This window comes from Ilyomonas limi (assembly GCF_005233845.1).
Classification (GTDB): domain Bacteria; phylum Bacteroidota; class Bacteroidia; order Chitinophagales; family Chitinophagaceae; genus Ilyomonas; species Ilyomonas limi.
The window spans coordinates 40,617-55,689 of record NZ_SZQL01000015.1 but is presented as its reverse complement, the minus strand read 5'-3'; the positions used below and the strand labels follow the sequence as shown (position 1 = coordinate 55,689).

General features: G+C 39.9%; 16 protein-coding genes. 4 read left to right on the top strand and 12 right to left on the bottom strand.

The window, feature by feature from the left end; translation table 11 throughout:
- Positions 1-27: 27 nt before the first annotated feature.
- The 4 genes from FC093_RS17275 (at position 28) to FC093_RS17260 (ending at position 2,371) form a co-directional block, all read left to right on the top strand.
- On the top strand, positions 28-822 hold the full coding sequence (locus FC093_RS17275; protein ID WP_137263063.1) for a hypothetical protein: 795 nt from the start codon (positions 28-30) through the stop codon (positions 820-822).
- A gap of 34 nt (positions 823-856) precedes the next feature.
- Positions 857-1,126 carry a helix-turn-helix domain-containing protein gene (locus FC093_RS17270; RefSeq protein WP_137263062.1) on the top strand — a complete coding sequence of 90 codons (270 nt, stop codon included), beginning with the start codon at positions 857-859 and terminating at the stop codon, positions 1,124-1,126.
- A 341-nt stretch (positions 1,127-1,467) separates the two neighbouring features.
- A complete protein-coding gene (locus FC093_RS17265) occupies positions 1,468-1,761 on the top strand; it encodes a hypothetical protein (protein ID WP_137263061.1) in 294 nt (97 codons plus the stop codon).
- Positions 1,762-1,828: 67 nt separating this feature from the next.
- On the top strand, positions 1,829-2,371 hold the full coding sequence (locus FC093_RS17260) for a ceramidase domain-containing protein (RefSeq protein WP_137263060.1): 543 nt from the start codon (positions 1,829-1,831) through the stop codon (positions 2,369-2,371).
- Positions 2,372-2,382: 11 nt separating this feature from the next.
- On the opposite strand, the gene FC093_RS17255 is transcribed toward FC093_RS17260, so the two are convergent.
- The 12 genes from FC093_RS17255 to FC093_RS17200 form a co-directional block, all read right to left on the bottom strand.
- Positions 2,383-3,684 (bottom strand): efflux RND transporter periplasmic adaptor subunit, encoded by a 1,302-nt coding sequence (locus FC093_RS17255; RefSeq protein ID WP_206106608.1) that lies wholly within the window; start codon positions 3,682-3,684, stop codon positions 2,383-2,385.
- 5 nt (positions 3,685-3,689) lie between these two features.
- Positions 3,690-4,937 (bottom strand): efflux RND transporter periplasmic adaptor subunit, encoded by a 1,248-nt coding sequence (locus FC093_RS17250; protein WP_206106607.1) that lies wholly within the window; start codon positions 4,935-4,937, stop codon positions 3,690-3,692.
- A 6-nt stretch (positions 4,938-4,943) separates the two neighbouring features.
- On the bottom strand, positions 4,944-6,206 hold the full coding sequence (locus tag FC093_RS17245; protein ID WP_137263059.1) for a TolC family protein: 1,263 nt from the start codon (positions 6,204-6,206) through the stop codon (positions 4,944-4,946).
- 9 nt (positions 6,207-6,215) lie between these two features.
- Positions 6,216-8,153, bottom strand: coding sequence for an efflux RND transporter permease subunit (locus tag FC093_RS24400; RefSeq protein WP_137263058.1), 1,938 nt, complete (start codon positions 8,151-8,153; stop codon positions 6,216-6,218).
- Positions 8,150-9,436, bottom strand: a complete 1,287-nt coding sequence (locus FC093_RS24395) for an efflux RND transporter permease subunit (protein ID WP_137263057.1) — start codon at positions 9,434-9,436, stop codon at positions 8,150-8,152. The genes FC093_RS24400 and FC093_RS24395 overlap by 4 nt, the downstream gene beginning before the upstream one ends.
- A gap of 3 nt (positions 9,437-9,439) precedes the next feature.
- On the bottom strand, positions 9,440-9,712 hold the full coding sequence (locus FC093_RS17230) for a heavy metal-binding domain-containing protein (RefSeq protein WP_137263056.1): 273 nt from the start codon (positions 9,710-9,712) through the stop codon (positions 9,440-9,442).
- Positions 9,713-9,763: 51 nt separating this feature from the next.
- Positions 9,764-10,219: a heavy metal-binding domain-containing protein gene (locus FC093_RS17225; RefSeq protein WP_137263055.1), complete on the bottom strand. Its 456-nt coding sequence runs from the start codon at positions 10,217-10,219 to the stop codon at positions 9,764-9,766.
- A gap of 31 nt (positions 10,220-10,250) precedes the next feature.
- Positions 10,251-10,616 (bottom strand): heavy-metal-associated domain-containing protein, encoded by a 366-nt coding sequence (locus tag FC093_RS17220; protein ID WP_137263054.1) that lies wholly within the window; start codon positions 10,614-10,616, stop codon positions 10,251-10,253.
- 146 nt (positions 10,617-10,762) lie between these two features.
- On the bottom strand, positions 10,763-11,149 hold the full coding sequence (locus FC093_RS17215; RefSeq protein ID WP_137263053.1) for an HYC_CC_PP family protein: 387 nt from the start codon (positions 11,147-11,149) through the stop codon (positions 10,763-10,765).
- Positions 11,150-11,232: 83 nt separating this feature from the next.
- A complete protein-coding gene (locus FC093_RS17210) occupies positions 11,233-13,215 on the bottom strand; it encodes a heavy metal translocating P-type ATPase (RefSeq protein ID WP_137263052.1) in 1,983 nt (660 codons plus the stop codon).
- Positions 13,216-13,223: 8 nt separating this feature from the next.
- On the bottom strand, positions 13,224-13,838 hold the full coding sequence (locus FC093_RS17205; protein WP_137263051.1) for a hypothetical protein: 615 nt from the start codon (positions 13,836-13,838) through the stop codon (positions 13,224-13,226).
- A gap of 10 nt (positions 13,839-13,848) precedes the next feature.
- Positions 13,849-15,072 (bottom strand): efflux RND transporter periplasmic adaptor subunit, encoded by a 1,224-nt coding sequence (locus FC093_RS17200; RefSeq protein ID WP_170971134.1) that lies wholly within the window; start codon positions 15,070-15,072, stop codon positions 13,849-13,851.
- Between the last annotated feature and the right edge of the window lies 1 nt (position 15,073).

Genomic DNA, 15,073 nt, shown 5'->3' with positions numbered 1-15,073 from the left:
CCTATTCAAAACTTTAAAAATTATACTATGAATGAGAAGAATTATGAATACCTGAAAGAACAACTAAAGAACACAGGTTTTGGTGATACGTTTAATGCAGATTTAGCTAACAAAATATCTCAGGGTGCACCCGAGTTTCAATTGGCACAAAAGAAGACCTTCGGAAAAGATGATGTGATTGCAACATTGCATTTCAAAAAAGGGGCTGATTCCGAAATGTATTTCTTTAACCGGTATGATTTGCAGTTATTAAATGACAAGCAGGAAATCAGGGCAAGGCAAATGTTCTACATCAATAAGGGCAGTTCTATCACGCTGAAGGAAGGTTATAATCTGCTCGAAGGTCGTGCTGTTCATAAAACACTCACCAATAAACAAGATGAAAAATATGGAGCCTGGTTGCAGTTGGATTTTAAAAGCACAACGCAAAATGGCAATTATGAAATGAAGCAGTATCATCAAAACTTTGGATACGATTTAGAGAAAGTATTAGCTAAATATCCGATAAAAGAATTGGCTGATGAGCAGAGCAAACAACAATTAATCAGATCGCTGGAAAGAGGTAACCTGCAGGCTGCTGCATTTGAGATTGCAGGCAAAGAAGAAAAGCTCTTTATCACTCCGAACGTAGCATTTAAAACACTGTCAGCCTACAACCATGCCGGTCAACGGGTTTCTTTAAAAGATCTGTTTCAAAATCAGGAGCAATCTGTTAAGCAGGAACAAAAGTCAGAGCAGACACAAAAGGAAACAAAAGCAATGAAACAGGAAGGAGACAAGACGTTGAAGAAGCCCAAAAGACAACGTAATGTGCAGAAGTGAAAATTGTATATATCAAGCAAATAAATGAGGTAGTATGGCAGTGCAGATTGTTACGTGGGAAGATTTGCAAAATTTCAGAATTCAGTTATTAAACGACATAAAAGAGATTCTAAGTTATGATAAGCAATCCAGTAATGAATCAATTGAATTTTTAAAAACAAGTCAGGTTAGGAAACTATTAAACTGTTCTAACGGAAAAATTCAATCATTACGTATTACCGGAAAGCTTAAATCGAAAAAAGTTGGAGGTACACTATACTATAAACAAGAAGATGTAAAAAGAATTTTAGAACAAGATAATTAACATGGAAACAGCAAAAACAGAGATTGACAGTAAAATGGTAGTATTCATTAGCAACATTCGGAATGATCCCCGTATTGCTCCATCACATATTAGTTTATTTGTTGCTATTATACAATATGCTAAAGAACATAACATTGTAAATCCCTTAGTTATACCTAAGAGGGAATTAATGTATTTGGCAAAAATCTCCTGTGAGGGAACATATCACAAGAATATTCGACAGCTCCATGAATACGGGTTCATAAGGTATGTTCCCTCCTTTAATCGTTTTGAGGGTAGTAAAATCTTTTTGCTTTAGTTTAAGAATTCAAAGTCTTTGATTGCTCCAAAATACTTTTAGGATGAATAATTTAGGTATCCTCTTTAAACACCTTGCCACAGATGAAAGGATAAAGATGCCTCATCTTTGTCTTTATGCCGTTCTTTACCAATATTGGGAACAAGGCCATTTTATCAACCCAATAGTAGTTAAGCGAAAGGAATTGATGCTGCTGTCAAAAATTAATGCAAAAACTACCTATCATAAATGTTTAAGAGAACTTGAGCGTTATTCTTATATCATATATAAACCTTCTTATCATCCTACAGGAAAAACAGAAGTTTATTTTTTGCCACTGCATAACGGGATATTATAGACTAAGCGAGTCTACGAAAGTTATTGACATAAGGTTGTGTACATTTTATAATACCTAATTACCTAACATGAGGATAAACAAAAGCTACATTCTTCCATCTATAGGGTTGCTAATTATTATAGCTTTGCTAATTCATGAACCGATAGCACAAAATCCCTCCTATCACAACTTTGCTGACAGCCGAACGATGTTCGGAATTTCAAATTTCTTAAATGTAATAACAAACCTTCCTTTCGTATTTATATCATTATTAGGTTTAAGCATCACCAGGAATATAATAGAAAAAAGGCTAAAAATTATCTGTGCTTCTATCTTCATTGGCTTTTTGCTTCTGGCTATAGGAAGCGGCTATTATCACCTCCACCCAAATAATTATTCGTTGGTGTATGACCGTATTCCTATAACCATAATCATCATGTCTTTGTTCTCCTTTATTATTTACGATAGAGAATATGATCAAAAAGGATATTCAGCTTTTATCATTCTGAATATTTTAGGTGTGCTATCTGTTGTTTATTGGATAACAACAGAGCAGGCAGGAAAAGGGGATTTACGTTGGTATGGAATGATACAATTTCTTCCTTTAATTGCAATACCACTCCTTTTATGAGGGACTTTCACCTACATCTTCATGCCTGCCATTGGGTCTGAACCATGTTCAAAAATATATTCACTATTCAACAAATAAGCACCACTTGTAACTACTACATCGCCTGCACTAATACCAGATGTTATTTCTACTGCATTATTTTCGGTCATACCCGTTTTTACCATACGTACCTCATACACTCCCGATGCTGTCTGTACCCAAACAGTCGCTCCTTTGCTGTCTCTTAATACAGCGTCAGCAGCAAGAGTGATAGCATTACGTTTTTTATTATTGACGATTATATATGCCGGCATACCGGGATGCAATTGGTTATCCTTATTGGGAATAGTAACTCTTACCAGATTTATTCTCGTTTCCGGATTTATTTCAGGATTGATAAAGGTTATTGTTCCATTAATTGTCTTATTCAAATCAGGAATTTGCACCGATACATTTTCACTTTCATTAATAAAAGCCATTTGTGTGGTATATACCTGTGCTTCTGCCCAAATGGTAGAAAGATTGGCAAGCTGAACAATAGGACCTCCTTCCATTACATATTCCCCTTCATTCACGTTAATGGTAGTAATGAATCCTACTTCTGTGCTGTAAAAGGTAGTAAGAGAGGATGCCTGTTTTGTTCGTGCAAGGTCGACAACTTGCCCTTCCGTCATTCCCCACAGCAACAATTTATTTTTGGCACTTTCCATCAGTGCCTCATAATTGATCAATGAATTGCCCATTACACTTTCCTGTTCTATTACATGAACATACTCCTGTTTAGCATTGTTAAGCTGCTCACTATATAGATCATACAGCTTTGCTCCTTTGACAACATAGTCACCTGTCGTTTTAAAGTAAAGCTTTTCAATCCTTCCTTCTACTCTTGCACTTACAGTAGAGAGCTTGTCCTGGTTAAAGTTCAAGGTGCCGGTTAGAACCATCTGCTCGCCAATATTTCCTTTGCCAACCGTATCGGTTTGAATATTTCCAAGCTTTATTTGTTCTTCGCTTAGGTGAATTTGCATATTATTACTTGCACTTGTTTTAGGAACAGCAATCAGTTTCATTCCACAAATCGGACAATTGCCAGGAAGTTCTTCATGTACCTGCGGATGCATGCTGCAAGTATAATACACGTCTTTATTGGCAGTTGTATTTGTTTTCGCCATGTCTGCACCTGCTTTGCCTTTTTGTTCTTTGCACGACGAGAAAAGCAACACAACTAATAAAGTTCCGCTAAGCATCCATAGTATTTGTTTGCAGTGCAAGAAGGATTTGATAACAGAAATTATACCACCCAACCAATGTGTATTTAAATAATTTCTTCTCATAAAATTTATTTAGAGGCAGTTTGTATAAAGCTTTCACTATCTATTAGATACTGCGCATTAGTTGCAACAGTGTCAGTAGCGTTCAATCCTGAAAGTATCCGCACTTTGTCGTCTGTACGAGTACCTGTTGTTACTTGATGTGCTATAAAACCGCCATTAGATTTAAGAAACGTAACCTCACTCCTTCCCAGCGCAAGCACTGCGGTTTGTGGCAGCCATAAACCTTGCTGAGCGCCTGTATAAATGTTTGCCGTTACTTGGCTACCAATAGGCAGCATTTCCATGTTGTGAAAATATACACGTGCAGTAAGGGTTTTGCTATTACCTCGGAAGAAAGGTTCAATAAAATCAATGGTGCCATTAATTACAGCATTGGTGTCTGTTTCAGGAGTGATGGTTACCGCATTGCCCTTTTTTATTACCGATTGTTGATTTGGAAAGATTTGCAAAGCTGTCCACGCCTTATGATGATTCATAATCATAAACAAGGTTTGCCCCTTATTTACATACATGCCTTCTTTCAACGATAGCTCTTGTGTGACAGGTGCAGCATTATTCATCTCGTTTTCATTTCCATTACTACTCATGCCCGCATCATGTACATGGCCAGTATAGTTGCTATATATGCTAACACTATACAAAGGCTCACCAGTTGTAACTACTTTATTTAACTCCGCTGCACTCATGCCTAACAGCAGTAGCTTTTGTTTTGCCGCGTTGATAAAAGAAGTGTTTTGTGCATCATTCTTTAGCAGGAACAACAAATTTTCCTGTGCGGTGACTAACTCCTGTGAGTATATTTCAGCTACTTTCTGCCCTACTTCTACCTTTTGATAGCGGTAACGCAAATACAATTTTTCTATTCTTCCTTCCACTCGTGCAGCAATAGAGCCGGCTGCTCTGGTATCTGCTTCAATAGTGCCGTAAGCTTTTACACGCATATTGATACTACTATCCTGCGGTGTGGTAACCGGCAGGGATGCCACTACAAACTCATTGGTTGGCTTAAGTAAAGTTTCCAGTCCTATATTATTCAGCGCAACAGGTATCGCGTTCTTCTTAATCAGCTTCATGCCACAGATAGGGCAATTGCCAGGATGATGTGCTATTACCTGCGGATGCATGGAGCAGGTATATACATCCTCAGATGAAGACGTAGTATTTGTCTCTTTGCTCACCTTACTGTTACAAGCTGATATAATGGTAGCAGTAGCAATAAAAGCAATAAGGTATATTAAAATTGATTTTTTCATAACACGTCATTTAATCTCTAATAATTTCTCCAAATCAACCTGCATATTCAACAATTGCTGCACCTGGTCTAAATACTCAAGCTGTGTATTGTTCAATGTTTCCCAGGCATCATACAATTCAAACAGTTCCTCTGTATTTTGTTCATAGGCCAACAGATTGCTTTGATAGTTCTTTCTTAAAGCAGCTAAAATATTGTTCTCATACAATTGCACCTGTTTTTTCTTTACCGTAATATCCTGCTGCATTCCGTAAGCAGCGCCTGCATATTCGTTTGCCATAGCAGCTTTCTGCTCCTGCAGCGATTGCGCTTTCCAGTGCAGGCTTTCAATGTTTGCCCTGTTCATTCTGGTTGACCAGTTCACCGGAATTTTTACCATGCCCATCAGATTGAACATCTGGGGTGAACCTCCAAAGCCAAACATGTGTGCGTATTGCACACCAAACTGCGGTTTCAGGCTTTGCCTTTCCGCCTCCTGGTTGAGGTTGGCAACCTGAATGTTTTTATCAATTGCATTTATATCGCTGCGTTTATTATAAAATAAAGTGCTATCAAACACCATGGTTGAATAATCTTTAATTACATAATTGGTATCAATAGAGAAAGGAGTAAGTTGGTTACGGTTCATCAACGTGTTCAGTGCAATGCGTTTTTGGACAATTGCATTTTCTAATTCTACGCGCATATTTTCAATGTTGCCAAGCGATGCTTTTGCTTTGTAATAAGCGCTTATTTTGCCCAACCCGTTTTTATATCTTGTTTCGGCATTCGTTATTATAAACTGCAGCAGCTTTTCATCATCAGCGAGTACCGATATTTTTTTCTCCAGAATAATCCATTCATAATAGTTCTTCTTTGCAGCAGCAAAGAGATCATTTAAAGCCGCTTCTTTATTTTCTTTCGTAACAGAAGACATCGCTTTCATGTATGCTTCATTCGCATCATTGTACTTTTTGTTGGGAAACATTTGCTCCGCACTTATCATGTAGCTGCCCATGCCATTCTGTGCAGGCATGTTGCCATCTGCTTTCGCGCCGTTCCAGAGGCTCGTATTATAGGGCGTCATCCATAAGCCTGTTGAAACCTGCGGTGGCATCCAGTTCCTTGCTCCTTTTGCTGCGGCATCCAATGATTGTATTTCAGCATCATACATTTTTAATGAAGGATATGATTGCTGAATGGTATTTAAAACATCGGTCAGTTGTAATGCTTGTGCTGATGTTAACTGATACAGCAACAGCACTGATATTATTATAAAAAATCGTTTCATTGTTTTTATTTAATGCTTTGTTTCGGCAATTTCTATCTTACCAAATTTCTTCAGCTCATATTCTTTGTTCATTAAAAAAATAAGTGGTGTTACAAGCAGAATATAAATGGCGGAAGTGAGCACACCGCCTACCATTGGCAATACAATAGGCTTCATCACATCACTGCCTACCCCGGTACTCCATAAAATAGGAACCAGTGCAAAGAGTGATACACTCACTGTCATAATTTTTGGACGTAATCTTTTGGCTGCACCATGAATGGTGTATTCACGCAAGTCTTCTTTGGTAATAGTTTCTTTGGAATTGCCTTTTTTAGCAATGAGTTGTTGCATAGCATCATTAAGGTAAATTACCATTACAATATTGGTTTCTACCGCAAGCCCAAACAAAGCAATAAAGCCCACCGCCACTGCAACTGATAAATTGACATCCCAAAACCATATCATATAAGCCCCGCCAATGAGTGCAAACGGAAGGGAGATTAAACTAAGCAAAGCTTCGCGTGCAGAATGGAATGCGAAATACATGCTGATGAAAATAACCAGCAGCACAACCGGCATAATCAGCTTCAATGTCCTTTCACTGCGGATAAGATTTTCGTACTGTCCGCTCCAGTCTATAAAAAACCCTTTGGGCATTTTACCGATAGCATTGTTTAATTTTTCCTGCGCTTCCTGAACCGTGCTTCCTAAATCTCTTTCTCTTACATTGAATAAAACTGTGCCGCGCAATAGCGCATTTTCGGAGTTAATCATGGGCGGACCTTCCGTGATTTTTATATCTGCAACTGCCGAAAGCGGTACAGGACCAAAACTCATTGTTTGTACCTGCAAATTTTTTAAAGCCTCTAAATTGTTGCGGTAATCCTGTGCAAACCTTGCATTTACTGAAAACCGCTGTCTGCCCTCAACAGTAGTGGTTATCTGTGCGCCGCCTAATGCACTTTCAATCACTGCATTTACATCATCTATGCTGAGATTATAGCGGGCAAGTTCTTCCCGGTTAAGTTGTATATCAATGTATTTACCGCCTGTCACCGGCTCTACATACAAATCTTTTACTCCCGGAATACCTTCCAGGTCTTTTTTTATCACCTGAGCAAAAGCATAGATGCTGTCCAGACTTTGTCCATACACTTTTACACCTACGTCGGTTCTGATGCCGGTGGAAAGCATGTTGATGCGGTTGATGATGGGCTGCGTCCAGCCATTCGTTACACCAGGTATTTGCAGCCTGCTGTTCAGTTCATTGATGATGCTGTCTTTGGTCATGCCTTTACGCCATTCACTTCTTGGCTTCAGCACCACAATCGTTTCAATCATGCTGATAGGGGAATTGTCTGTGGCGGTGTTTGCTCTTCCTGCCTTGCCCAACACGGAAGCTACTTCGGGCTGTGAAGCCAGAATTTTATCCTGTACCTGCAGTATTCTTTTTACTTCGCTATTGGATACATCTGGTAAGGTAACCGGCATAAACAAAATGCTGCCTTCATCCAGTGGTGGCATAAATTCGGTACCCAAACTCATCACCATTGGAATGCTGATGAGGAGTGCAATAATCATTACACCAATCGTTGTTTTACGCCATTTAATGCAGGTGCGTATCATTGGCTCATACATTCTTTCCAAAAAACGATTAACAGGATTGGCACTTTCCGGACGAAACCTGCCCCGCATAAAAAAGGAAATCAAAACGGGTGCAAGCGTTACTACCAATATGGCATCTACTACCATAATAAACGTTTTGGTATATGCCAACGGATGAAACAGTTTGCCTTCCTGACCAGTCAATAAAAACACCGGCAAAAATGAAGTAATGATAATAACGGTTGAAAAGAATACACCGCGTGAAACCTGTTTGCAGGCACGTTCAATAATGGACAATCTTTCACCTTCCGGAATTTTATAATAATTCCGTTTCCACCATTTGTTCTTTATATCTTTCATTGAGATTGATTTGCTGAATGACTGTTTTGCCATTCTGATAAACTCCTGTATGCATTCTCACTCATGATAATGCCATTATCCACAATAACACCGATGGCTAAGGCGACACCAGTTAAGGACATAATGTTGGAGGATAAACCAAACGTATTGAGCAGGATAAAACTTACCGCAATGGTGATAGGGATTTGTATAATGATGCTCAGTGCACTGCGCCAATGCAGCAGAAACACAATAACAATAATGCAGACAATGCCTATTTCTTCTATCAGTTTGTCTTTGATGTTATCAATAGCCGCTTCAATCAATTGGCTGCGGTCATAATCAATGTTAAAAGAAACACCTTCGGGCAAGCCTTTCTGCACATCCTCCATTTTCTTTTTTACATCCTGAATGACTTTATCTGCATTTTCGCCATAGCGCATCACGACTATCCCGCCTACCGCTTCGCCGTTTCCGTTCTCATCAAAAATGCCGAGGCGTATATCTCCGCCCATTTGCACAGTACCTATGTCCCTCACCCGTACCGGAATACCGTTGTTGTTGCTCAATGCAATGTTTTCTATGTCTTCTTTATTTTTGATGTATCCCAAGCCGCGGATGATATACCCTATGCCAGCCATGTCTAACTTTCTACCACCTACATCATTGTTATTGGCTCTTACCCTATTCATTACATCCATCATCGAAATGTTGTAGAACTGCAGCTTCACTGGATCAACTACTAACTGATATTGCTTTTCAAAACCACCGAAGGATGCCACTTCGGCTACACCCGGCACTGTTTGCAGGGCAAGCTTGACATACCAGTCCTGCAAGGCTCTTTGTTCTCCTAAGTCCATGTTGGGGGCGTTTAAATGATACCAAAAGATGTGGCCTACACCGGTACCATCAGGCCCCAGTGTAGGTGTTACGCCTTGAGGTAATAAACGTTGTGCATAGTTCAGTTTTTCCAATACCCTTGTGCGTGCCCAGTATATATCCACATCATCCTCGAACACCACATACACAAAGCTCATCCCGAACATAGAAGTACCACGGATGTCTTTTACTTTGGGAACACCCTGCAGGTTACTTACTAATGGGTAAGTAACCTGGTCTTCCATGATCTGAGGGCTTTGTCCCATCCACTCTGTGAAAACAATCACTTCATTTTCGCTCAGGTCAGGAATGGCATCTACCGGGTTGCGTTGAATGTTATAAATGCCCCACACCAATAAACCAAGGGCAAGCGCTAATACAATGTAGCGGTTGCGAAGGGAGAGTTCAATTAATCTGTTTACCATTATTTACTCTTTTAGCTTCACATACGTCCCTTCTTTTATCATTTTTTGTTGTTCAGGTGTTAGCTTTTGCTTCACCAGATGCATCCCGCATTTGGGGCAATCGCCTGGATGCATGCTGATTACGTCCTGATGCATGGTGCAGGTATAAGCAGAGTCGGACGTCAATAGTGCATTTTGGTCAGTACTATTACTATTATCGTTGTTATTGGATGAACATGCAGTAAACACCATCACGAATGACAATAGCAGTACAGTTACTATGAATATCTTTTTCATAATTTAAAAAGTTTTAAGTTGTGGCAGCTATAAGACTGCCACTGATGAATTTTACTGTTTAATTTTAGAACTATCGCTCTGAGTAGTTTTTACCTGCAGCGTCATGCCGCAGATAGGGCATGTACCTGCCTTGGTTACGGTAACGTTCGGGTGCATAGAGCAGGTGTAAATGACAGTTCCCTGCTTAGTGCCTCTCCTGTCCACCACTAATTTGGCACTACAGTATGGGCAATTGCCGGGATTGGCACTTACGAGCTCTGAATGTGTAGGGCAGGTGTACGTTTTTGTCACCTCCCTTTTCATTTGTTCTTTCTTGGAAAGGGTTAGGTCCATGCCGCATTTAGGGCACTTGCCTTGTTTGTCACTTATTACATCAGGGTGCATGGGACATGTATATTGTACCAATATGGTTCCTGAATTTTTAATAGCTGAATCAGCTTTACTCTTTTGTGCGAAGGTTGTAGCAGTGCATACTACCAACAACATTAGTATAATGACTCTTTTCATATTATTTGATTGTATTGTGTAATAAATTATTTTAACTATGACGGTAATGACAACAATCTGGTAATGCATTGTAACTTGTATCACTTGCTTTTACAATCTGATTATCATGACCTACAAGTGCTATCTTATTTGCCACATTTTCAAAGGCCTGTTTCTTAAAAAGATCGTATTTAACTATAAGTTTTTTCGTGTCTTCATCCCAAATAGCCGATTTTACTCCAGCTACTGACCATGCAGCGCTTTCAATACGCTTTTTACACATGCCGCAGGTACCATTTACATTTAGAATTTGGGTTTTAATGCCAATTGTTCTTTGTGATTTATCGCTTTGTGCATTGACTGTCTGAAATACTAATAAAGCAGCTAAAGCCACTATTAGTGCTTTTAACGTTTTCATGGAAAGATTTTTTAATGTTTATGCCAAGGCAGTAAACAAACTACCAGGTAATTAGACGTAAATAATAAAATTGAGAAGTTGAGTAACTCAAAGGGAATAATGTGTATAACAGAACGCTATACAGCAAGTTACAAGAAAAGAGAAAATCAAATTCTGAAAGCGCAGTTAGTAATATAGATAGGAACGGCAGAAATTATAGGCGGTGCATGGCTTCCGTTAATTACATCTATCTTCTTTGGTAGGAGTGAAACTGTATGGAACGATAAATTGGTTGGAACTAATGCTATGCTATACTTAAGCGGCAAAGAGGGATGTACTGAAGCAAAATGCTTATCTTTTACCTGTAAAAACTGGTATTTGGATTTACAACAATCGTCTTTGCTGTCCCCCTTTTTACACTTGTCCTTTCCGGTATCTACCAATGAAATAGAGATAGATGTCAGCTTGCCACAGCAATAAAACTCTTTCAAGCCTACGCCAAAAGTTGAAATAGCATAGATAAGAATGAGTAGTATGAGGGCAATTTTTTTCATTTCGCTATTGCAAATTTACGTGCATTTGGGATATATGGTTTACATGATTATGCTAAATGATTATGTAAAAGTCGGATAGTTGACTAAACCGTTATTCTTTGTATTCGCACTGCGTTCAGGATTGCTAATAATGCTACACCTACATCCGCTATAACTGCTTCCCAAAGTGTTGCTACACCGCCTGCACCTAAAATAAGCACAATAACTTTTATGATCATTGCTAAAATGATGTTCTGCCAAACAATGTTTCTTGTAATCTTACCTATTTTAATGGCAGAAACAATCTTGTAAGGCTGGTCGTTCTGAATAACAACATCTGCGGTTTCTATCGTTGCATCACTTCCCAAGCCTCCCATTGCTATACCTGCATCTGCCAGGGCAACTACCGGAGCATCATTCACACCATCACCCGCAAAAGCTATCCTTCTGCCTTCATTCTTTAATTGCTGCACTTTCTCTACTTTGCCTTCCGGCAACAAATCACCAAAAGCCTTATCTATTCCAATGCTTTTTGCCACCTGGTCCACTACACTTTGCTTATCTCCTGAAAGCATGACTGTCTGAATATTTAGCTTATGCATTTCTGCAATTGCCTTCGCTGCATCTTCCTTTACCTCGTCTGCTATGGTTATGTAGCCTGCATATTGATTATTTACAGCCAATACTACAATGGTATCAACCACCTGTTCTAATTCTTTCGGGTAATCAATGTTGAACTTCTTCAGCAGCTTTAAATTGCCTGCCAATACTTCCTTGCCTTCTACCTTTCCTTTCAACCCATAACCTGCAATTTCCTCTACACTCTCTGCTTTAACCGTACCATTATTACCTGCATATTCGGTAACTGCTTTTGCAATCGGGTGGGTTGAATTTTGTTCTATAGCGGAAGCATACTTGCTCAGTTCCTCTTTGCTGATGTTGTTGGGAACAACCTGCTGCACTTTGAAAACGCCTTTGGTCAATGTTCCTGTTTTATCCATAACAACTGTATTTACTTTGGTCATTACATCTAAGAAATTGCCGCCTTTGAAGAGTATGCCATTTCTGGATGCCAAGCCAATGCCGCCAAAATAGCCTAACGGAATAGACACGACCAATGCACAGGGGCAACTGATAACCAGGAACACCAATGACCTGTAAAACCAGGTCTGGAAACTATAATCTTCTACAATGAAGTACGGCACTACGCACACTGCAAGAGCTAAGAAAAATACAATGGGAGTATAAACCTTTGCAAACCGGGAGATGAATAACTGAGTTTGTGATTTCCTTGCTGTTGCATCCTGCACCATCTCCAGCACTTTGCTTAGCTTACTGTCTTTAAACAAGGCGTTCACCTTTACTTCTGCAACCGTGTTCAGGTTTATCATCCCTGCATATACTGCTTCCCCTTTGTACTTTGTATCTGGTTTACTTTCGCCTGTTAGTGCTGCGGTATTGAATGATGCACTTTCCGAAATGAGTTCCCCATCTAAGGCAACTTTCTCACCCGGCTTTACCTGTATGCTTTCTCCTAACTGAACCTTTGCAGGGTCAGAAACTTCCGGCTTGCCGTTTCTTAATACCGTTACTTCATCAGGTCTGATGTCTAACAAGGTTTTTATGTTTCGCTTAGCATTGCTTACTGCTGCATCCTGAAACCATTCACCAATTTGATAGAATACCATTACCGCAACACCTTCTTCATATTCCCCGATCAGAAAAGCGCCGATAGTGGCTACTGTCATTAACACAAACTCGTTGAAAAAATCGCCCCTTTTAGATTTCCTGAATGCCAGGTCTGCTACTTTTCTTCCTGCCAATATCCAGGCGATGAAATTGATGATCAGTGCAGGAATATTGGGCAGGGTGATTTTAAAGCCATATTCCAACACCAACAGAACGATCAATATTGCCAATGCCAATAGCAGGTCCCAGTGTGCTTTCCATCCTGCTTCTTCCGCTTGCTCACCGTGATCATGTCCATCATCTTCAGAATGTTCGTGCTCTTCGCTATTATCCGTTACTTTTTCAAGCTCGTCTAACTGTAAGTCTTCTGCTTGTTCATTTTTGTGATTGTGTTCCATAAATTCAATTATTGAATAAAGAAGGTTATTAATCCGGTGGCTACCAGTGTTAGTCCTGTGATGATTCCTGCATTGTGTTCCAATGAATGCCAGTTGAGTTTCAGCAAGCCTTTATAGGCAAATCGTACCAACAGTAGCATGCCTGTCGTTGTTATCAATAGATACAACAGTGCAAGAAGCCCGACAAGCCAGGTGGCTTGTGCTCCTGCCAGAAGAAAGTAGGCTTCTATCTCCATACAGGGAGAAAAGAACATGGCAATGACCAGTGCTGTTATAATGGCTGATTTAGTTCTTTTCCTCTCAACACCCTGATCTATATGAAAATGCCTGTGCCGGTGATGCCGGTAGATAAACACCAAGCCTACTATAATCAAAATGCCGGGCGCTATAAGGCTTGTAAAATGACTGATATTACTATCCAGTTTAGCGCCAACAACACCCAACACTGCACCTATCAGAATGGTACTGATGCCATGTGCCAGCGCACAGATAAAAGTGACTTTTGTAACTTCAGCTATTGTCCACTGTTCTTTTCTTCCTATAGCAATTACAGGCAACCAATGGTTAGGTATAACTGAATGAAGCAAACTGATGATTAAACTGCCTGTAATGATTGAATACATCTGTTTATATTTATTCTTCTTCTCCTGTGTTGGTCATTTTTGCATTGGCGAAGAATGCACCCTTTGTTATTATTCTTGTAGCTGGCGGAATATCCCTTACAAGCGTTATTTCGGTGTAACCAATATCCGAAACGCCTTTCACTACCTGCATTCGCTCAAAGGTCATTGCTGCTTCCTGCTGTTCCGGCTCTTTCTTACGCTCCTTATTTTCTTTTTCTTCCTGCGGTTGTTGTGGCTTATGATCAGTTAAGGTAAATATGTAATCCTGCCCCTGATAGGTTACAATAGCATCATCAGGAACGGCAGGCACTACCGCTTCTCCAATGCTGATCACTGCTGTAATATTCATGCCCTCTATCAAACCTGTTTTATCGCCCTTTACAATAGCATGAACCGGAATGGTTTTCGTTTCATTGGCGAAAGCTGTACCGATAGAATATACCTGTGCATCATATTCCTTACCCGGATTGTTGGTTAAAGTGAAATGAATGGTCTGATCAGCATGAAGTTTCGGCAGATCCTTTTCATAGACAAATAAATCCAGGTGCAGTTCCGCGTTATTTACAATTTCAGCGATAGGAGTAGAAGGGTCAATGTTGGACCCTATCAATGCAGAAACATTACTTACTGTGCCGCTGATAGGTGCGGTAACAGCTATTGTTGTAATGATGTTTCCCCTGCTCACGCTTGCTACTGAAATACCCATAGTGCTCAGTTGCTTTTGCAAAGCATTTCGGGTAGCTATTAAGGTTGCCAGCTCTGTTTGTACCCGCTGAACATTCTTTAAGGGTGCCGCATTACCTTGCACCAGTTCCTGCTGCCTGCTCAGTTCTATTTCCGAAAGGTTTATTTGTGCGTTCGTCGTTTGCAGATCCTGCTGCAGTCTTGCCACATCTGGGTTTACAATAGTCGCAATAGTTTGACCTTTACGAACAAAGCTACCCGGCTGTATCAGCAAGGTTTTAATAACGCCACTGTTTACCGAAGTAACGAGAGCTTTGTTTTGATTAGGTACGGTAAGCATTCCATTTGCTTTGATAGAAGTTTTTAAGTTCTTCCTTTCCAGCGTGCCTAATTCAATATCTGCTGTTTTCATTTGCAGATCGGTAAGGCTAACAAAGTTGGTCTGCACTTCCTCCTGGTGCTCTTCTGCTGCTGCTGTATTTTCGGCTTGCTTGCTGCTACAGGAAGCAAACAATAGTAATATGCTGATGATAAAAACAAATCTGTTCATC